This is a genomic window from Paraburkholderia sp. BL9I2N2 (genome assembly GCF_004339745.1).
Classification (GTDB): Bacteria; Pseudomonadota; Gammaproteobacteria; order Burkholderiales; family Burkholderiaceae; genus Paraburkholderia.
Genome location: NZ_SMGP01000006.1, coordinates 333,399 through 352,459, shown reverse-complemented (window position 1 = coordinate 352,459; position 19,061 = coordinate 333,399). Strand labels below are relative to the sequence as shown.

Sequence of the window (19,061 nt, the reverse complement as noted above, 5' to 3'; positions counted from 1 at the left end):
TGCCCGAAAGAGGAAGCTCGTCCGGCAGCTCATCTTTCAGGCGAGAAGGCGCAGCAAGATTTTGCTCGCGGACTGCCGCTGAAACGCTGTACGGAGCACGACAACGTCCCGGAAGGTAAAGCGCAGCTCATGGCGAGGCCCCCGACGGAACGGGCCGCTGCGGGTCCGTCACCTCATGACGGCGAACAGCGTCACGTTCATAAACACCGTGAAGACATCGGCGACCACGACCGCGCCCCCGCAGCCCACACACCAGAGCATGACGAACCACGCCCAGCCTGGCAGCGCAGCGCGCCCGCGCCGCCTAGTGATAGTGAAGTTCGTCATGACGCACCTTGCCTCGGAACACCCAATAACCGTACGATGTGTACACGAGGACGATTGGCAGAATCACGGAGGCGCCCGCCAGCGTGAGTACCAGTGTTGAATGCGGCGCCGGGGCTTGCCAAAGCGTGACGCTTGAGGGACTCGCGTACGGCCAGACGGTCGCAAGCAAGCCCGCGTAACCGAGTGCTACGAGCACAAGCGCGAGCACGAACGGCTGCGTATCACGTCGCACTCACGCGGCGCGGCGCGACGCATCAGCACAGCGCAAATCGCAACGAGGAACGGCGCCGGCAGCATCCGGCAGAACCACCCGGAATCGAACCAGCGTGCAGCGACGTTGTGTTGCTGCAACGGCGTCCAGATGCTGACCAGTACGATGAACGCGAGCAGTACGAGCATGAGCGGCCAGACCATGCGATGCAGGCGGCGTTGCAAATCGCCTTCGGTCTTCGCAATGAGCCAGCAGCAGCCGAGCAGCGCGTAGGTGTCGAGGAGCCCGAGCCCGGTCAGCGTCGAAAAAGGCGTGAGCCAGCCGAAGGCGTCGCCCACGAACACGCCGTTTTGCACCGGAATGCCTTGCAGGTACGCGCCGAGCGAGATGCCTTGAAAGTACGTCGCGCCCGCCGACCCGCCGATGAACGCAAGATTCCACAGATTCTTCGTGCGCCTTGATTTAGCGCGGAGCTCGAGTGAGACGCCCCGCAGAATCAGGCACGCCAGCATGAAGATGAGCGGCAGATAAAGTGCCGACAGCACCGCCGAGTATCAGTATCAGAACGCCTTTTCCTCGGTCGCTCACGACCACATCTTTTGGATGCAGCCGCACTGGGCGGTTTGATATCTGCTCCTGCAAGCCGATTTCGGGAGGCCGACTCCCATCTCTAGTACAGCATCGCAGGCTCGCACCTGCGTTCGTGACACACTGGAGCCTACTCCTGAAAGTCGGCTCCGGGAGGCTTTTCCCGGCTTATATATGGCGTCGCCTAGGTTGATACGCATGCCACTGAGCGCGCACGATTTTTGACACTCCGCACAGTCCCCACTCTGAGCGACCGCAAAAATCGGTGATCCGAGCCAACGCACCTATACGTTCGTATCATTCTCCTCCTAAGACATCTAATCTAGGCTTGGAATATCGTGCCAGCGCGGTGGAAGCCAGCCCGTTCGTGCTACTACTGACCTAACACCGAGGTCCGTCACTTGCACCATCCAGATCGTTTTTATTGTCGACGACGATGAAGCCGTCCGCATCGCTACGTCAGGCCGGGTGCGCTCGGTGGGTTGGCCTACGTTGGTTTTTGAATCGGCGGAGGCGTTCCTGCAGTCCGCGCAAATCGATGAAACAGCATGTCGGATTTCCGATGTGCGAATCTCAGGTAGGTCCGGCGTCGAAATGGACGATCACCTTCTTCAACTCGGGCGTCCACCGCCGACCATTTTCATCACGGCATTTCCGACTGCTGCTCTGCAGTTGCACATCGACGCCGGGCTTGTGGCGACTTGGCTCGAGAATCCCGCCGACGCAACAGCGATCGCGCATTGGCTGGCCGCAGCGGCAAATCGCCAACGGCGTGGTGGATGCGTTCGTCCATATCATCGAGCAATAGCAGTACCACCTTTTCCCGGGCAAGGTTGTCCCGGTCAAGCAATAAGCAATCCCGTCGAGCACGAGAGAAAGTTATGATCGTCAGGCCAGCACAAAACTGGATTCGCATGCTGTTCGCGTGGAATGGATCGGTGCTGCAATCAATCATTCCGCAGCTCGTTTTCATGAGTGTTGTCAGCGGTCTGGCGGTCTTGACTCATGGGCGCATTCTGGGCGAAAAGATTCCGCTCAATACGACACCGTTCACCCTTTGTGGCGTCGCACTGACGATCTTTCTCGCCTTTCGAAATACCGCTAGTTACGAACGATTCTTGGAAGCCCGTCGACTCTGGGGCAGCCTGCTGATATCCTCTCGCACACTCACATCCCAAATGCTGTCGTACATCCCGGCGGGTACAGCCGGCCTCGACGACATCCAGTTGGTCCATACCCTGATCGCGTTTATCTATGCGACCAAGCATCAACTCCGTAAGACCGGCCCGACTAAGGATCTTCTGCGCTTCCTCGGAGGTGCGCAAACGGAAGACTTGTGCCGCAAATGCTATCAGCCGATTGCCATTCTCAACGAGATCCGGAATACTCTGGCTCACCTGCACCGCCGCGCGCTCGTCTCGGACACGCAGTTGTGGATGTTCGACGCCCAGATCAACGAAATGGAAAAGGTGGTCGGCGGGTGTGAGCGAATTGCATCCACGCCTATCCCATTTGCCTACGGTGTATTGCTTCACCGCACGGTCTACGCGTACTGCGTTCTGCTTCCGTTTGGGCTTGTTGATTCGACGGGATTCGTTACGCCGCTAGTCAGTGTGTTCGTCTCGTACACGCTGATCGCCCTCGAAGCAATAGCCAGCGAGGTGTCGGAGCCGTTTACCATTGCACCTAATGCTCTTGCACTTAACGCCATGACCCGCAACATAGAACGTTCGTTGCTCGAGCTCTGCGGTCGTGAGATTCCGGCTGAAACGAAGCCGGAACGACTGTATCGGCTCACCTGATAATTCCCGCCGACGCAGCTTGTCGCAACGGTATTGTCGAGTTGGCGCCGGGGTCGACGAATATAAATGGGGCAAGCTTCCGTCTCCGTTTTGCCGTCGGCCGAGGCGCCGGTTTCGTTCAAGGGCTATCGATTTCCGCCGGACATCATCAGCTACGCGGTGTGGCTGTATTATCGGTTCCCGCTCAGTCTGCGCATGGTTGAGGAGCTGCTGGCGGCACGGGGAATCGAGCTTACGTACGAAACGGTGCGGTGCTCGGCGACGACAGTGGGCGAACTCGTCGCGTGAATTATCGGCTGCGATCTGATCCTCGAATACTGTATTGGCGCCACTACCGTCGCGATTGGCTGGTCGGGCTATGTCGTCAGTCTGCTGCGCAGTTTCGGCGTAACCATTCCCGACCGGTTCGCACGCGGCCCGCTCGCCTACGATCCGGTCGCCGCAGGACCAGCACGCCAATGCAAGCGATTGTGAAGGCGAACAGGGCACTGGCGGCGATCGGCCTGATGCCCGGATTGCCGGCCGACACCTGGCTAGGTCTCGTCATCTGGATGGCTATCGTCACCGTTATCCATTTCAGTTACGGGATCCGGCACAGCGCGACACGCGCCAGGATAGATCCAGCGGTCACGGCTGCTGCCACGCACATGATCGCAGACATCTCCGCTCTCTGGCGAACCGGAGTCAACCATCGCCGGTACGGTCCTGCCGTGAACCGGCTTCGGAGGATGGGGCCATGCACATGAACGTTGCACGCAAGCTGATCCGGTCTCGCCTGATCGAGGGCGACATGACGCCTGGGGGGAGATCGGCATCTCGATTGACCAGACGCTGACGCAGGACGCGACCGGCACGCTTGTGATGCTGGAGCTCGAAGCCATGGGACTGGACCGGGCGAGGACCCAAGTCAGCGTGCAGTATGTGGACCATAACCTGATCCAGGAGGACTACCGCAATGCCGACGATCACCTCTTTCTGAAGAGCGCCGCGCAACGCTTCGGCCTGTGGTACTCACGGCCCGGCAACGGGGTCAGCCATCCGTGTCATCAGGAGAACTTCGGCAAACCGGGCAGGACGCTGCTCGGCTCTGATAGTCACACGCCCGCCGCTGGCGCAATCGGCATGCTGGCCATCGGTGCGGGCGGACTCGAGGTCGCGCTGGCGATCGCAGGTGAGCCGTTCTTCACGCGCATGCCCGAGATCTGGGGCGTGAAACTGACGGGCCGGTTGCCCGACTGGGTAAGTGCGAAGGATGTGATCCTCGAGATGCTCCGCCGTCATGGGGTCGATGGCGGCGTCGGCAGGATCATCGAATACTACGGTCCAGGGCTTGATGGACTCAGCGCCATGGACCGGCATGTCATTGCAAACATGGGTGCCGAACTCGGTGCGACCACCACCGTTTTCCCCTCCGATCAGGAGTTCCGGCGCTTCCTGCGTGCGTGGGGACGGGAAGCCGACTGAACCGAACTGATAGCTGACCCTGGTGCGACCTATGATGTTCGTGACGAAATCGATCTCGGGCGCCTCGAGCCGCTGATCGCCATGCCGTCGAGCCCGGACAACGTGGTTCCCGTGCGCGAGGTCGCGGGCGAGCCGATCCATCAGGCTTACATCGGTTCATCCGCCAATCCCGGTTACCGCGACTTCGCGATAGCGGCAACCATGGTACGCGGACGCGCCGTGCATGACCGTGTGTCGTTCGACGTGAATCCCACCTCACGGGCACAGCTCGAAATGCTCGTGAGCGACGGCCATATCGTGAACCTGCTTCATGCCGGCGCGCGCCTGCATCAGGCCGGCTGCAACGGCTGCATCGGCATGGGTCAGGCACCCGCAACCAACGGGCTGTCGCTGCGCACCGTGCCGCGCAATTTCCCCGGCCGCTCGGGCACGCCCGAAGACAGGGTGTGTCTCGTCAGCCCCGAAACCGCCACTGCGTCGGCCCTCACGGGTAAGATCACGGATCCGCGCACGCTCGGCATGCCGTATCCGCGCGTTGCCGATCCGGATGATCCAATCGTCCATCGCGAGATGTTCGACCCTCCGCTGTCCGCTAAAAAAGCGTTGCGGGTGACGCTGCTCAAAGGCCCGAATATCGCCTCACTGCCGGCGTTCGAATCGCTGCCCGACATGATCGAAATGCCGGTGATGCTGAAAGCGGGAGATAACGTCTCCACAGATGAAATCATGCCGGCCGGCGCGCGGGTGCTGCCGCTTCGCAGCAACATCCCGGAAATTGCGAGTTTTGCGTTCGAGCGGATCGACCCGGCCTATGCGCGGCGTGCGAAGGAAACTGGTGATCACCTTGTTGTTGGCGGATCCAATTACGGGCAGGGTTCAAGCCGCGAACACGCGGCGCTGGCGCCACGTTTTCTTGGACTGCGTGTTGTACTGGCGAAAAGTTTCGCACGCATCCACGCGCAGAATCTCGTTATTTTTGGCGTGCTCGCGCTGACCTTCGACGATCCCGCCGACTATGACGGCATCGCGGTCGGCGACGTGCTGCGGCTTGGCGACATCCACGATGCGCTGACCAGGAGCCACGGACTGACCGTCAAGAACACGACGCGGGGCGGCACCTTCGAAGTTCACCACCCGATGTCGCTCCGGCAGACCCAGTATGTCAGTACCCCGCTGATGTCGAGCGCGTCCAGATCGGTATTGACAACCGTCACGGCTTCGAGGAGATCACCTTCACGTTCGGCGACATTTCGTCCGGAGCGCTCGTCCGGTTGGTGAGACGGCAGATCGCGCTGCCCTGGACGCTCGACGCCTATTTCTATCTGACAACGACGCGACCGCCTGATCTGTACGCGCAGGTGCAAAAGCGTGACTATCGGCTCCCGTTTATGTCAGACGAGACCTGCAGCAGGAGCCCGCGGATGGCGTTGAGCAGGCAGACTGCCTGCACCGGCTCTACAGACTTTTTTAGAGCGCCATTTCGCTGGCTAAATCTTTGAGATTCACCGCTCGGAAACGGTGCGGGCGAATGACGCAACATGGCCTGCGGATTCAACCGGTCGATGCAACATCTAGAATCTGCGTGAGCAGCGGAGGTGTTGCAAATGAAACAGCGACCGAGAATTCATTACTCCGAGACTCAGAAAGCGCTGATGTGGGACCGATGGCGCAAGGGCGACACGATTCATCAGATTGCCAAACTGTTCGATCGAGGCCATTCTTCGATTCAGCGGATACTATCGGAGACCGGCGGAATCCAGCCGCCGCAAAGGCACCGCGCGCCACAGGCATTGACGCTGGCAGAGCGCGAGGAGATTTCCCGTTCTCTGGTGTCCGGATTATCGATCCGGTCGATAGCGGCCAGGCTGGGACGCGCTCCTTCCACTATAAGTCGCGAGTTGCAACGCAACGGGGGCAGCCAAGGCTATCGGGCAAGCCAGGCGGACGCGATTGCCTGGGAGCGGGCACGTCGGCCGAAGGTCTGCAAATTGGTGCAAAACCGGACGCTGGCACGAGTTGTCGCTGCGAAGCTGAAGCTGCAGTGGTCCCCTGAGCAGATTGCTGGTTGGCTCAGACATGCGTACGCGGTCAACAAGGACTATCTGGTGTCGCACGAGACAATCTATCGGAGCCTCTATATTCAAGCTCGTGGCGCCCTGAAAAAGGAATTGCTCGAGCACTTGCGACGCTCCCGAACCATGCGCCGATCCCGTCATCACACACTGAAAACCGAGGACCGCACGAACATTCGCGACGCCGTGTCGATCAGTGACCGTCCCGCTACGGCGGAGGATCGGGCAATACCCGGGCACTGGGAAGGTGACTTGATTTATGGCAATGCTACCAGCCAGATTGCGACTCTCGTCGAACGTCAAAGTCGATTCGTGATGCTGGTGAAAGTAGCCAGCAAGAATTCTGAGGCTGTGGTTGACGCTCTGATACGACACGTCAGCAAGTTACCCAGGGAACTATATAAATCGCTGACCTGGGATAGGGGCTCGGAAATGGCCGACCACAACCGCTTTACCGTCGCTACAGACATTGAGGTCTATTTCTGCGATCCTCAACACCCTTGGCAACGCGGTTCGAACGAAAACACGAATGGGCTTCTGAGGCAATATTTTCCTAAGGGTACCGATCTCTCCGTCTACTCGCAGGCCAGACTGGATGCCGTAGCCAGGCGGCTCAACGAACGTCCCCGAAAAACACTAGACTTCGACACCCCGGCTGAACGATTTAACCAAATCGTTGCATCGACCGGTTGAATCCGCAGCCCATGAAGCGTCATTCGCCCGCACCGTCGCTCGGACATTCAGGCGTCGGTTACAGCCAACTGGCGCTTTCGGCCAGGTTCTGCTCTTCAACATGGGACAATGAAGGGCAGACCCTTTCCGGACGGCCACCGACCACGGCCGAAGGCCGCCTGGCAACTGGCGCGACCGTCAGACGGTCGCGCAGGAATAGCTCGCATTACTTTCGTTACCGTCGATTTTTTCGCGCCGATCTTCTTTGCAGACACTTCTTGGCGCCGGATCGTGTTCTACGATGAACTCGCGCAGTTGCGGATAGATGATGGTGCGCCAGCGGCGGCCGGAGAAGATCCCGTAGTGGCCGCATTTTTCCGCGGTGAAGTGACGCTTGTTCTTCGCCGGAATGCCGCTGCACAAGTCATGCGCCGCGAAGGTCTGGCCGTCGCCGGAAATGTCGTCGAGTTCGCCTTCGATGGTGAAGAGCGCGGTCTTCGTGATGTCCTGCGGCTTCACCCGCTCGCCGGCGACGTCCCACGTGCCTTCGGCAAGACGGAATTCCTGGAACACGACGCGGATCGTGTCGAGGTAATAGTCGGCGTCCATATCGAGCACCGCGTTGTACTCGTCGTAGAAGCGGCGATGCGCTTCCGCGTCGTCTTCGTCGCCGCGCAGCAGGCTCTGGTAGAAGTCCCAGTGCGAAGCCGCATGACGTTCCGGATTCATCGCGACAAAACCGGTGTGCTGCAGAAAACCCGGGTAGACCTTCCGGCCCACGCCCGGATAGTTGGCCGGCACGTTGTAGATTACGTTGGCTTCGAACCAGCCGATCGAGTGCTGCGTTGCGAGCGAATTGACTGACGTCGGGCTCCTACGCGCATCGATCGGACCGCCCATCATCGTCATCGTGCGCGGCGTGTCTTCGCCGCGGCTCGCCATCAGCGAAATCGCGGCGAGCACGGGCACCGTCGGCTGGCACACCGAGATCACGTGCAGATTCTTCGCGCCGATGTGACGGATGAATTCCTGGATATAAGCAACGTAATCGTCCAGATGAAACTCGCCGGCTTCGAGCGGCACCATGCGCGCGTCGATCCAGTCGGTGATGTAGACCTTGTGGTCCTGCAGCAGCGTGCGCACGGTGTCGCGCAGCAGCGTGGCGTGGTGTCCCGACAACGGTGCGCATACCAGCACGACCGGTTCATCTTTCAATTGAGTAACGGCGTCGCTGTCGTCGGCGAAACGCTTGAAGCGCATCAGACGGCAAAACGGTTTTTCGATGATCGTCTGTTCGACGATCGGGATATTGTGCCCGTCCTTGACGATCTGATGCAGGTTGAACTCCGGTTTTTCGTAGTCCTTGCCGAGCCGGTACAGCAGCTCGTAACCGGCCGACAGACGCGTGGCGCCCGGCACGTAAGCCAATGGACTGGCGGGATTCGCGAACGATTTCGATGCCGCCTGGGCCCAGGCGGTGAGCGGGCTCAGAAGTGCCCGCTGGAATTCGTGCAATTGATAGAGCATGTTTCCCTAAGGATAAGCTGGGTAAGACGCGAGGAATTCCTTGTTTTGCTGTATTGGAACGGATGAGGTAGCCGCATGCGACGCCGAGCCCGGGGGCTCGCGAGCAGCCATTCGCTGCGTACGCGACGCGATGGGCTGAACTTGCCGCTCCGGTCCAATTTGGCCGTTCGGGCTACTAGGCTACGTTGTTCAAGGAACCAATCGCGCATGGCTGACGGAATGGAACGCGCCATAACGGCAGGTTGCAATCGCTTCAGCGTCGGACTGTGAAGCAGCCTGTGCGAAGGCAACCGACCACCGGCCGCAGACATCGCGATAACGGATCGAATAGATGAACATGACAATCTCCTGTGGCATCCCCGATCAACGGGGCCTTGGCACCCTTCGTCCAGTCGGCCAGACGATAGGCGGTCGAGCGATTTGATCAGCGTTCGTTTTATGTACCGCGTAGAAGACGCTGGTCACTACCGTCGACATCGGATCGTCTCGACGCCAGCTGGACCAGATCTCTTGCGTTCCTGCTCATCGTGACCCTCACTGGATACAGATGCGGCCAAGCTAAGGTCAACAGTCCGGCGATACAGTTCTTATCCAGACAGGGGACGAATGTGTACTCGTCGTACGCGCTGCTACGGATATAAGCCAAGCTACGCGGAACGTCTAACATGGCAGCCACTCAAATGAAAATCGCAAGGTCCATGGAATCAAGATAGATGGACGACCCAAAGAAAACCATTCTACGAACGGTCGCTGCAATCCTCCGTTGGCATAGCGCGCTCATACGTTTGGATACCTCGATGCGTCCAGGAAGTGAATGTTCGAGTGGCGATGTAACGGGATCCGTTACCGTAAGCCAGTCATACCTAGCCCTACCTTCGCACACTTGGCGCCACCTCGGAGGGGCCGCCTAGCCGGAACGTGGCGGAAATATTGGATTTCGCTTGATTCTTGGCCTTGAGGATGCTACATGAAATAACATGCACATCTTCGAACGAGAAGTCAACGGCCATCGCTACCGTATCGCAGCTCAGTCGGTGTGGGATGCCGAGCGAGGGCGCTCCGTCGCACGCCAGGTTGTCCTGGGGCCGGCTGAGCCGCCACCCTTGGCGGATCTGCGTGCCACGCATACGGTGGGCACGCGCGGGTCGGCGATGTCGGGGCTTGATCTGGGTGGCCGAGCAACTGGATCTGGTGGCGCACATCGATCGGGCATGCGCAGGGGTTGGCGCGAAGGGCGGCCCATCGGTAGGCGAGTTGGCTGTGGCAGTGGCGATTCAGCGGGCGTGCGCGCCCGGACCCAAGCGCGAGCTGGGGGAATTTCTGGATGCGAGTCTGCCGCGCTTGTCGTGTTTGCCGGGATCCGCGTTCAGCGGGCAGGCATTTCATCGCGTCGCGCAGCAGGTGACCGAGCATCAATTGGAGCAGGCGCAGGTAGCGGTCGCGAAAGCTGCCGTTGCCCGGTTCGAGCTTTCCGCGGACGTGCTCGCGTTCGACACGACGAACTTCGATACGCACATCGACACGCAGACGCCGGGCGAGCTGGCCCGGCGTGGACACGCCAAGAGCAAGAGAAAGGACCTCCGGGTGGTAGGGCTTGGCGTCCTGGTCAGCGAGACGGGGCATGTGCCGCTGAGGTCCGCCGGAAAAAGTGGACGCCAACATTCCGTAAAATTGAGGAATGGAGGCATACATGAGTCGAATCCCCAAAGCCGTCTACACGAAGGAATTCCGTGAAGAGGCGGTGAAGCTTGCAATGACCGAGGGCGTTGGCGTATCGGAGGCTGCGCGTCGGCTGTCGATATCAATGAAGACGGTGGCAAACTGGGTGCGTGCTGCGAAGGCAGGCAAGCTGGAACGTGTAGGTCAGCATCAAAAGCCGCTGACGGAGATCGAAGCGGAACTCGGGCGAGTCAAGCGGGAGCTGGCGGAAGTTAAAATGGAGCGCGATTTATTAAAAAAATTCGCGACGTACTTTGCGAGGGAGTCGCGGTGAAGTACGGCGTGATTGAACAGATGCGACAGGACTATCCGGTGCCGCCGATGTGCCGGCTGCTGGGCGTTTCCGTGAGCGGCTATTACGCGTGGCGCAAGCGCTCGCCGTCGTTGCGGGCACAGCAGGAGCCGAGACTGGAGGCCGAAGTGCTGGCGGCGCATCAGCGCACGCGTGAGAGCTTCGGGCCCGAACGCTTGCAGAAGCACCTCGACGAGCACGGCGTGCGGCTCGGTGTTCACCGCATAAAAAGGCTACGCAAAAAGCTGGGACTACGCTGCAGGCAGAAACGCAAGTTCAAGGCGACGACCAATTCGAAGCACGACCTACCGGTGGCGCCGAACCTGCTGAACCAGGATTTCACTGCAACCTCGCCGAATCAGGCCTGGTGCGGCGACATCACGTATATCGCGACTGACGAGGGCTGGCTGTACCTCGCCGGCCTGAAGGATCTGTTTAGTGGGGAGCTCGTCGGCTACGCCATGAGCGAGCGCATGACGAAGCATCTGGTAATGCAGGCGCTGTTCCGTGCGGTTGCATCGCAGCGCCCGGCGCCCGGCCTGATCCATCACACGGACCGTGGGTCCCAATACTGCGCTCACGCCTATCAGGATCTCGTCGGCCAGTTCCGCATGCAGGCGTCGATGAGTCGACGAGGAAACTGCTTTGACAACGCGCCGATCGAATCGTTTTGGGGCACGCTAAAAAGCGAGCTGGTCTATCATCGACGCTTCGCCACGCGCGATGAAGCCAAGCGATCCATCAGCGAATACATCGAGATGTTTTATAACCGGCAGCGCACGCAGGCTCGTCTCAATTACCTGTCACCTGTAGCATTCACGCAGCGATACTATCTGAATCAGGTCGCTGCTTAACCCGTTGGCGTCCACGCGTCTCGACCGACCTCACGCTGTTGTATCGGACGTATCCGGGCAACGGCTCGGACCAGGCGGTGCTCGCGGCATGCCTGGGTGGGTTGGCGCAGCTGCACGAGGCACTCGACAGCGGTGAGGCGCGCGCGCGACCGGCGCCGCGTACGCTGGTACGAGACGGTGGGTTTTGGAGCCCGCAACTGGAGCTCGATCTCGACACCGCCGGCTACTACAGCCTCATTTCGTTGCCGCTCGGGCACAAGGCCGCGGAAGAGGCGTTGCAGATGGCGGCGCAGCGCGGTGCCATGAAACCGCTCTCGGGCAAGCTCAGCGAAGTCCGGGCGGCGCGCATTCGGACTACCGTCGCAGAGTTGGATCGCACGCTCGTTGTGGTGGAGAGCCAAGAATTGCTGGCGGGCCAGAAACGCGGGATCGCGTCGGCCCTGCGCAAAGCGAAGGTGGAACTGCGCACGCTGGAGGGGCTGATCCAAAAGGGCCGCCTCTCGCGTAGCCGTCTGGAGCTGCGAGTCAACAAGGCGCTCGCTCGGGAACACCTGTCGAGCTTCGTCGTGACCACCTTCGCCGGAAGCGAAACGGCACCGACCTTGCACTGGCACGTCGACGCCGCATTGCGCCGCGAGCTGGAGAAGACGCGGCTCGGCCGGCGGGTACTGTGCACCGACCGACATACCTGGACCACAGGTCGGATTGTTTACGCCTTCCGAGGTCAGTGGAAAGTCGAGGAGCTGTTCCGCAGAGCGAAGAAAGGCGGTGTCGTCCCCTGGGGGCCATCGCACCAGTGGGCCGATGGGTCGCTGCGCCTGCACACCTTCGCGACCGTTCTCGGGTTGATGCTCGTGAGCCTGGCGAAGATCGCGCTCGGAACGGACGCTTCCGCCCGTCAGACGATGGAAAGCCTCGCTGAAATCAAGGTGACGTTGGTGCGGACCACGACCGGAGGCGCAGGACGACGGCCAACGGTGATGCTGGCGCCAGAGCTTACGACTGAGCAGCGCCGCGCAGTCAAGGTCTTCGAGCTGGAGAGGCGGGCCCCTCAGTTATTTCATGTATGACCTATCAGCCTTTTCGGCCATGTATGCCTGGCGAAAACCATCTATCCGGCGCTCCGCCATGCGAAGGTAGGGCTAGGTATGGGACAGCCATTCCTAAGCAGCAGCAATGCGTGCCATTCGTAGAATGGTCTTTTTTGTCTTGCACGTTTACGTTGATTCCATGGTCGGTGCGTTCGCGCGACACCTCCGCAACGGCAGCGTCTTCTTTGGTCATCAGTTTCTTCGGTCGGAGAACGTTATGCACGTTCGTATCGTGGCTAGGCGGGATCGTGTATCCAAGATTTGCGCTGTACAGCTTGATACATGGAAGTCGTTTGTGCTTCATTGTGTTCTGAGTTGCGCGGCCCGCCTGTGCGCGCGGACAACAATCCGGGCTGCCCAGACAGCTACGAGCCGAACGGCGCCGATGCGTGCGTGCAGGACGCGCTGGCGATCGAGTCGTTGGCTGAGGTGGCGACGCCACGGCTGACGATGGTCATCCCGGCACCACGACTGCCTCTGGCTTCGGAGGCATAGTTCCGACAGCTCGGCGCGAGGAAGTTCGAGCGTGCGCTGCAACGCAATCGACCAGTGACAGTTCGGACACCGCTCCATTCATCAACCTCGGTGTCTAGGCGATGACCGAAGGTATAGGGGCAAATCCACCCACAATCACACCAGCGGGGCGTATGGTGGACACAGTTCCGCCGGGCGCCAGCGGCGACTACGTGTAGGAGAGGAGCCAGCTCGCGAGCCGAACCAGATAGCAGGAGAAGCACGCGGTTCGTCTTGTTGGTGCATTTGTTAGCTACCATTGCGGAGCATTCATGAACCTTAAAATCAGCGGACACCATCTCGAAGTCACTCCGGCACTGCGTGAATACGTGGTTACTAAGCTTGAGCGGATCTTGCGCCATTTCGAAAACGTCATTGATGTGACCGTCCTGCTGTCGGTCGACAACTAGAAGCAAAAAAGGCAGTGGGTCGAGATCAACGTTCACGTGAAGGGGCGAGATATCTTTGTTGAGAGTGCCGATGGGGACCTATACGCTGCGATCGATTTGTTGGTCGACAAGCTCGACAGGCAGGTTGTACGGTACAAGAACCGCTTGCAAGACCATCATCACGACAGCATCAGATATCGTTCCGCGAACATGACGCCCGCACAATGAGGGTGCAAGAAGCTGTCAGGAATTTCGTGTGCTGAGGTTGGTATAAAGAAGTCTCAACACATGGCGCAGGCGAATCGCTCGCCGAACAGAATCGCTAACTGATTGATGGCTTCCCTCGCGTCCGGACGCTCGTTCGCGCAGAAGGAACTCGCGAAGCGACGTCGCATCGATATTCTGGTCAACAATACAGGTGTCATGGCGTCGCCGAAACGTCTTGAGACCGCGTGAGTTAGAGGCACTACGCCGTCGGATTTTTTGCGAATTGCGGTATTTGTACGACAGGTTGCAACACCATGCGAATACTCATTATCGAGGACGAGCCGAAAATGGCTTCCTATCTCCGCAAGGGGCTCATGGAAGCGAGCTTCCAGGCGGATACAGCCCTTGATGGCAAAGAGGGCCTCTTCCTTGCGCTTAGTGAAGACTACGATCTGATTCTGCTTGACGTGATGCTGCCCGAACTCGACGGGCTCGAAGTCCTCAAGCGCATACGGGAGAAAAAACATACGCCGATACTGTTGTTGACGGCTCGCGACACGGTCCAGGACAAAGTCGTCGGGCTCGAGTCCGGTGCGGACGACTACCTGTCCAAACCGTTCGCCTACGCCGAATTGCTGGCCCGGGTCCGTGCGCTGCTCCGAAGGCCGGCGCAGTCGTCGGTCACTGTTCTGTGTGTCTCCGACATGGAGATCGATCTGGTCAGGCGGCGCGTGCGGCGCGGCAATGTGCGCATCGAATTGACGGCTCAGGAGTTTGCATTGTTGAAGTTGCTCACCGAGCGCCAGGGCGAAGTGCTGACCCGTGCTTTCGTGACTTCCCACGTGTGGGATATCAACTTCGACAGCGACACCAATATCGTGGACGTCGCGGTCAAGCGTCTGCGCACGAAGATCGACAGCCCGTTCGAAAACAAGCTGCTGCATACGGTTCGCGGCATGGGCTACGTGCTGGAGGACAGGGCGTGATTGCGGCCGGCGCGCCGTATTCACTGCTGATGTTGGAGATCGTTAATTTTGCTAACGGTGTCCATCACTCAAGAGTGCCGAGTTTTCAGGGATGAACAGGGTCAGAGCTTATGCCCTGCAGGGTAAGCGCTCGCCGTGAGCATCACTCGTTTGGCCTGGTTTTTGTACTATGCGGCCGCAGAGAACATTTCAAATGTTTCGGTATCCTGCCTTTCCATGATGAATTTTGCGAAGATGTGGCTCCCAGCGTTGTTCACGAGAAATTCGGGAAGGCTTTGCCGTAGGGCATGAGCGACGACCAGTTCCGATGGAGGGATCCCGGGGCGGATGGTGCGCAGCCACGATCCAAAGGAGTTCCAGACGTGCGAAGGGAACGCCACTGCCAGATAGTTTTGCAGTCCCTGACAGATGATGGCGGCCTGGATAAAGACGTGATACGCGTGGATCTTGCGCTTGACCGCGTTGCGGTACTCGAGCGACTCGCGATGAAGGTATTGATCGCCGCTTCTGCGGGTAAGCGGCTTCATGTCCTGCATCCAGAAGTGATACGCGAATGCGCCGATCCGATGTACCGCCTGTTTGAAGCTGAGCTCGATCTTGAATCGCAACCCATACAGCCGGATAATCTCGATCGGATCCAGGGTCACGTCGGTACACATCAACAGGCAGGTCCCCCTGCGAGGGTGAATCACGACGACGAAGCGAACGACCCGTGCGCACGGCCGCCACAGCAGATCCATGACGCGATACTGGATGGTGACGTTCTCCTCGCCATAGACCGGGCTGGGAGCGCATTGGACATCCCTCGGATCGTCCAGCAGCGATTTGAGTTTGATCTTCTCACCATAGAGCTTGGGGCGGCCTCGTTTGCGCGGTCCCTGTTCCTCATACTGCTCATAGGCGACGGCAGTGGACTTCACACGTGTGACCAGATGGTTGCCCTTGTCGCACAGGCCATTGACGATCTTGCCGGCAGCGTAGTAGGCATCGGCAACGAAGTAGAACGGATCCTTGACAGAGACGATCCCCAGCAACGCGATCATCCTGTCGAGTAAGGTGCGCCGATCGCGGTTGGACCAAACCAGCCCTTCATGAATGCGCGTGGCCAACGGTACCGCGATGACGCTCCTGTCGGCCTGCACGAGCACGTTGATCTGCTGCATGGAGTGTCCCATGATGAACTCGGGCTTGGTGTTGGAGTCCGACTCCTGATGAAGCCGCTTGACAGCAGGCATCTTCTTGCCACTCTTTGCCACCTTGATGCCGTCACCCACCAGGACGCGTCGGCCATTGACGCGTACCGGGTCAGGAAACAGGCGCAGTACCGCCTGAGTCCACAGCGCCGAGAGCCGATCGAGCTGCACGGCGTCGCTATGCAAGCTCTGACATAGCTTGTTATACAGGGCCGGTCGAAGTTTGAGTGCCCGCACGATGCTGGTCACGCCCAGCAATTCGGTACGTACGGTCAAGCCAGCGACCACAGTCGCGAACCACATGAAGCTGCGCAGGCGAGAGAACGCTGCACGCAGCATCGAGATTGCTTTCCACCATTGCATCCAGAGCATCATCAACATCCTAATTATTATGGACTACTATTTATAACATGCGTAGCCATACGAATCACGCAGAAATAGCCTTATTCAAGTAGAAAACCGCATGGAGACGATGAAGGCGAAGCTCGATACGATTGATGAAATGCAGGCGTGGATCACGCAGTTTTCGACGCATGGACCGGGCCAGCCGAAGCGGGCCGTACTGGGATACGACGGGAGCCACCAGATCGGAAACGACAAATACTTCACCGCGCTGGCCAGGGAATTGGCTGGTTTGAGTATTGAGCAAAGGCGCCCGAAGATGACACTGGTGCGCGCGGGCAATCAGGCGGGCCGGATCGGGTCAACGGGAAGTGGTTCGGCGCTCACGGGCGTCATGGAGAGACCGACAAAAAGCGCCGAGAACTCGGCACTCTCAAGTCCATCAGTAACTAAGGAGTCAAATACCACCGGCAAAGCCGGTGGCTTGAAATTGTGAGCGCCTCAAAGTCGCCCATAAAACCGTGAGCCGCCGGTGGCGGCTTACTCCATGGCCAGCTTCATCTGGTCATACCGCTCATCTTCTGCCTCCTGATTTCGGATGTAGGCTCGCACCATCTGCTCGTCCAGTCCGACCGTGGAAACGAAGTAGCCACGGGCCCAGAAATGCTCCCCGGTGAAATTCCGCTGTCGGCCGCCGAACTTCCGGGCTATCTGTATTGCGCTCTTGCCCTTGATGTAGCCCACTACGTTCGAAACCGCGTACTTCGGCGGAATGCTCAGACACATGTGAACGTGATCGGCCATCACGTGTCCCTCGACAATCTTCGACTCCTTGTGCGACGCCAACTCGTGAAATATCTCGCCCAAGTGCCTTCGCAACACGCCGAAGATCTTCTGCTTGCGGCGCTTCGGTATGAACACCACGTGATACTTGCAGTCCCATCTCGTATGGCTCAGGCTTTGGTACTCTTTCATCGTGAATCTCCTTCTCTTGGCGGAGATAGGAAATTCACGCGGACCGTCGTAAAGGTCAAACCTTGGTGAGTCCACCGGCAAAGCCGGTGGCTTACCTCACTGAGTTACTAAGCCGAAACAAAGTAACCGGACATGAATCATGCCGCGTAACGAACTGACGGATGCTGAAACATGGATCGGACCAAAGCTGGAATTCTCTGCAACGAGCGCAGAACTGCTCGAACACGCTGCTTAAGATGCCCGGGACCTTTGATAGCAAGCTTGCCGATCTTGTGATGTTTGAGATAACCCCATACCAACTCATCCGGATTCAGATCCGGCGAGTAAGCAGGCAGGAAGAAAAGACAAAGGCGTCCATCTGATGCTGCGGCAAGCTGGCGGATCGCTTTGCAACGATGAACTGGATGACCATCTGCAATCAGGAAGACGGGGGCATCGGCATTGAGTACCAGTCGCCTGACGAAATCGACGTACGCCGCAATCTTGAAGCTGCCTTCAAAACACATGAAACGGAGTTGACCGCGCGGACTGATCGCCGAGATCAGGTTCACTTTGAAGCGAGCGCCAGTGGTTTCGACAACGGGTGTCTGGCCGATCGGTGCCCAGGTCGTGCCGCTGTGATAGTCCGAGCGCACCGTCGATTCGTCGACGAAGAAAATCTGTGCCCCACAGCGTTTGGCCTGCCTGACAATCGCCGGATATTCGTCTCGCATCCATGACTCGACCAGTTCAGGGTCGCGTTGGTAAGCACGCGCCAGCGGCCGCTGCGGTGAAAGTCCGAGCTTCCTGAGCAGCCGGCCGACCGATACCTCAGAGAGCCGGACGTTGAAATGTTCGCGAATCAACTCCCGCACCATGTCTCGCGTCCACAACGCAAACTCGAACTTCATCTGCATTGGATTCTTCGTTGTGACCGTCCGATAGACAAAGCGGATAGCCTCGGACGACAGCTTCGTCGGCCGGCCCGGAACAGGCTTGGCCCGTAAGGCTTCAATACCTCCTTCGCGCCAGGCCGCCAACCACTCGTAAATACGCGCTCTCGAGAATCCCAATGTCCGGATCACGTCCTCAGGCGACTCGCCAGCTTCGACACGCTTGACCGCGCGAATGCGGATCTCTTCAAGTGTTGCGTGTGAAAGCTGTCGACCGTCGTCCTCGCGCATCACGTCTCTCCTCAAGACCCTTTCTCAAGACCCTTTAAGCTTAGACGATGGCGTCGGTAGTCAATCCATCGATCGCGGAGAAGCGCAACAATGCGTTCGTCGTCCCCCAACTCGGCCTGCTTTCTGGCGGTCGGCAACAGATGTCCGAGCGTGACATTTTTCATGTTCTACCTCACCATTGCTCGACATCAAAAGCCTGAACGGGCGCATCGTAATCGACCGTCTCGACGTCGTGCCCCGACGTCTCACTCCTGAATTGCACGACTCTTTCGAGCACCTCATCCAATGGGACATACTTTTTCCGCGATCGCCGACGTGCTCGAGCCGTCGCCCGCCTGGCGTTAGCAATCACGCGCCGCTGCTCTTCTACGGTTCGGAAAATTAGCGCCTCAGAGATGGTGCGTTGTCCTTCCGACCGGATCGCCTTTAGCGCGGTTCGCTGTTCGAAAAGCGAAATCGCCGGCCGCCGCATATCCGCGTATCGGACTTCAAGGTAGTCACGGGTACCCGCGGTCACGAACACGCGTGAGAGATCCTCCGGATGGTATCGAATGGTGACCGTGCGCCGGGACTCGCGCCATGCAACGAATATGGATGCCAGTAACGAATATGGAAAAGCGTCAGTCCATACGCCTGGATGGTCCTCGACGCCGCAGGCAAGAAACGGATCAGGA

The 19,061-nt window shown here is 59.0% G+C and carries 17 protein-coding genes and 3 pseudogenes; 12 read left to right on the top strand and 8 right to left on the bottom strand.

The genetic code is table 11. The annotated features are described in order from the left end of the window. Nucleotides 1-168 precede the first annotated feature (168 nt). Together B0G74_RS46165 and B0G74_RS45195 are read right to left on the bottom strand one after the other, a co-directional pair. A complete protein-coding gene (locus tag B0G74_RS46165) occupies nt 169-327 on the bottom strand; it encodes a hypothetical protein (protein WP_165924070.1) in 159 nt (52 codons plus the stop codon). After that, nucleotides 305-1,092 (bottom strand): annotated as a pseudogene (locus B0G74_RS45195) (cytochrome d ubiquinol oxidase subunit II); the annotation flags it as partial. The pseudogene B0G74_RS45195 and the gene B0G74_RS46165, both read right to left, overlap by 23 nt. Before the next feature lie 502 nt (nt 1,093-1,594). Here B0G74_RS45195 and B0G74_RS47775 point away from each other — a divergent pair. The 6 genes and pseudogenes from B0G74_RS47775 to B0G74_RS45165 all read left to right on the top strand — a co-directional run bounded on the left by B0G74_RS47775 (nt 1,595) and on the right by B0G74_RS45165 (nt 7,157). Next, nucleotides 1,595-2,011: a response regulator gene (locus tag B0G74_RS47775; protein ID WP_347814532.1), complete on the top strand. Its 417-nt coding sequence runs from the start codon at nt 1,595-1,597 to the stop codon at nt 2,009-2,011. Then, on the top strand, nt 2,008-2,928 hold the full coding sequence (locus B0G74_RS45185) for a bestrophin family ion channel (protein ID WP_132384366.1): 921 nt from the start codon (nt 2,008-2,010) through the stop codon (nt 2,926-2,928). Before B0G74_RS47775 ends, B0G74_RS45185 begins: the two co-directional genes overlap by 4 nt. Nucleotides 2,929-2,994: 66 nt before the next feature. Beyond that, nucleotides 2,995-3,180: pseudogene (locus B0G74_RS45180) on the top strand (IS6 family transposase); the annotation flags it as partial. 609 nt (nt 3,181-3,789) lie between these two features. Beyond that, the gene (locus B0G74_RS47770; RefSeq protein WP_347814531.1) at nt 3,790-4,392 is read left to right on the top strand and encodes an aconitase family protein; all 603 of its coding nucleotides are present in this window, start codon (nt 3,790-3,792) and stop codon (nt 4,390-4,392) included. Nucleotides 4,393-4,503: 111 nt separating this feature from the next. Beyond that, nucleotides 4,504-5,670, top strand: a complete 1,167-nt coding sequence (locus tag B0G74_RS47765) for an aconitase family protein (RefSeq protein WP_207915831.1) — start codon at nt 4,504-4,506, stop codon at nt 5,668-5,670. 326 nt (nt 5,671-5,996) lie between these two features. Continuing rightward, nucleotides 5,997-7,157, top strand: a complete 1,161-nt coding sequence (locus B0G74_RS45165) for an IS30 family transposase (protein ID WP_132384364.1) — start codon at nt 5,997-5,999, stop codon at nt 7,155-7,157. A 177-nt stretch (nt 7,158-7,334) separates the two neighbouring features. On the opposite strand, the gene phaZ is transcribed toward B0G74_RS45165, so the two are convergent. Further along, nucleotides 7,335-8,663, bottom strand: coding sequence for a polyhydroxyalkanoate depolymerase (phaZ, locus tag B0G74_RS45160; RefSeq protein ID WP_132384363.1), 1,329 nt, complete (start codon nt 8,661-8,663; stop codon nt 7,335-7,337). A 189-nt stretch (nt 8,664-8,852) separates the two neighbouring features. Then, complete coding sequence (locus B0G74_RS46155; RefSeq protein WP_162633939.1) at nt 8,853-9,002, bottom strand: hypothetical protein; 150 nt, start codon at nt 9,000-9,002, stop codon at nt 8,853-8,855. Nucleotides 9,003-9,824: 822 nt separating this feature from the next. Here B0G74_RS46155 and B0G74_RS45155 point away from each other — a divergent pair. The 5 genes and pseudogenes from B0G74_RS45155 to B0G74_RS45130 all read left to right on the top strand — a co-directional run bounded on the left by B0G74_RS45155 (nt 9,825) and on the right by B0G74_RS45130 (nt 14,714). Further along, nucleotides 9,825-10,397: a hypothetical protein gene (locus B0G74_RS45155; RefSeq protein WP_132384362.1), complete on the top strand. Its 573-nt coding sequence runs from the start codon at nt 9,825-9,827 to the stop codon at nt 10,395-10,397. Continuing rightward, nucleotides 10,354-11,528, top strand: a protein-coding gene (locus tag B0G74_RS45150) for an IS3 family transposase (RefSeq protein ID WP_132373085.1) whose coding sequence is annotated in 2 segments (ribosomal slippage) — nt 10,354-10,624 and nt 10,624-11,528 — 1,176 coding nt in all. Because the reading frame shifts where the segments join, the coding sequence is not laid out codon by codon here. Before B0G74_RS45155 ends, B0G74_RS45150 begins: the two co-directional genes overlap by 44 nt. Before the next feature lie 38 nt (nt 11,529-11,566). After that, entirely contained in the window at nt 11,567-12,598 is a 1,032-nt protein-coding gene (locus tag B0G74_RS45145; protein WP_132384361.1) for a hypothetical protein, read from the top strand. 806 nt (nt 12,599-13,404) lie between these two features. Beyond that, nucleotides 13,405-13,749, top strand: a pseudogene (gene raiA / locus B0G74_RS45140) (ribosome-associated translation inhibitor RaiA). Between the two features lie 293 nt (nt 13,750-14,042). Then, on the top strand, nt 14,043-14,714 hold the full coding sequence (locus B0G74_RS45130) for a heavy metal response regulator transcription factor (RefSeq protein ID WP_132384360.1): 672 nt from the start codon (nt 14,043-14,045) through the stop codon (nt 14,712-14,714). 167 nt (nt 14,715-14,881) lie between these two features. Here B0G74_RS45130 and B0G74_RS45125 read toward each other — a convergent pair whose 3' ends face one another. Next, nucleotides 14,882-16,282, bottom strand: coding sequence for a transposase (locus B0G74_RS45125; RefSeq protein ID WP_132378795.1), 1,401 nt, complete (start codon nt 16,280-16,282; stop codon nt 14,882-14,884). Between the two features lie 88 nt (nt 16,283-16,370). Here B0G74_RS45125 and B0G74_RS45120 point away from each other — a divergent pair, with 88 nt between their 5' ends. Beyond that, a complete protein-coding gene (locus tag B0G74_RS45120) occupies nt 16,371-16,745 on the top strand; it encodes a hypothetical protein (protein ID WP_132384359.1) in 375 nt (124 codons plus the stop codon). A 44-nt stretch (nt 16,746-16,789) separates the two neighbouring features. Here B0G74_RS45120 and tnpA read toward each other — a convergent pair whose 3' ends face one another. From tnpA to B0G74_RS47360, 3 genes are all read right to left on the bottom strand, one after another. Continuing rightward, nucleotides 16,790-17,224 (bottom strand): IS200/IS605 family transposase, encoded by a 435-nt coding sequence (gene tnpA / locus B0G74_RS45115; RefSeq protein ID WP_132384358.1) that lies wholly within the window; start codon nt 17,222-17,224, stop codon nt 16,790-16,792. A 137-nt stretch (nt 17,225-17,361) separates the two neighbouring features. Then, the gene (locus B0G74_RS45110) at nt 17,362-18,387 is read right to left on the bottom strand and encodes an IS630 family transposase (protein ID WP_132384357.1); all 1,026 of its coding nucleotides are present in this window, start codon (nt 18,385-18,387) and stop codon (nt 17,362-17,364) included. Nucleotides 18,388-18,559: 172 nt separating this feature from the next. Beyond that, nucleotides 18,560-18,910, bottom strand: coding sequence for a hypothetical protein (locus B0G74_RS47360; RefSeq protein ID WP_243658631.1), 351 nt, complete (start codon nt 18,908-18,910; stop codon nt 18,560-18,562). Between the last annotated feature and the right edge of the window lie 151 nt (nt 18,911-19,061).

Bases quoted from the DNA above. Each gene is read 5' to 3' on its own strand.
- B0G74_RS46165 (WP_165924070.1), bottom strand. From the start codon at position 327: ATGACGAACTTCACTATCACTAGGCGGCGCGGGCGCGCTGCGCTGCCA.
- B0G74_RS45125 (WP_132378795.1), bottom strand. From the start codon at position 16,282: ATGATGCTCTGGATGCAATGGTGGAAAGCAATCTCGATGCTGCGTGCA.
- B0G74_RS45120 (WP_132384359.1), top strand. From the start codon at position 16,371: ATGGAGACGATGAAGGCGAAGCTCGATACGATTGATGAAATGCAGGCG.
- B0G74_RS46155 (WP_162633939.1), bottom strand. From the start codon at position 9,002: ATGTTCATCTATTCGATCCGTTATCGCGATGTCTGCGGCCGGTGGTCG.
- phaZ (WP_132384363.1), bottom strand. From the start codon at position 8,663: ATGCTCTATCAATTGCACGAATTCCAGCGGGCACTTCTGAGCCCGCTC.
- B0G74_RS45110 (WP_132384357.1), bottom strand. From the start codon at position 18,387: ATGCGCGAGGACGACGGTCGACAGCTTTCACACGCAACACTTGAAGAG.
- B0G74_RS45185 (WP_132384366.1), top strand. From the start codon at position 2,008: ATGATCGTCAGGCCAGCACAAAACTGGATTCGCATGCTGTTCGCGTGG.
- B0G74_RS47770 (WP_347814531.1), top strand. From the start codon at position 3,790: ATGCTGGAGCTCGAAGCCATGGGACTGGACCGGGCGAGGACCCAAGTC.
- B0G74_RS45130 (WP_132384360.1), top strand. From the start codon at position 14,043: ATGCGAATACTCATTATCGAGGACGAGCCGAAAATGGCTTCCTATCTC.
- tnpA (WP_132384358.1), bottom strand. From the start codon at position 17,224: ATGAAAGAGTACCAAAGCCTGAGCCATACGAGATGGGACTGCAAGTAT.
- B0G74_RS45165 (WP_132384364.1), top strand. From the start codon at position 5,997: ATGAAACAGCGACCGAGAATTCATTACTCCGAGACTCAGAAAGCGCTG.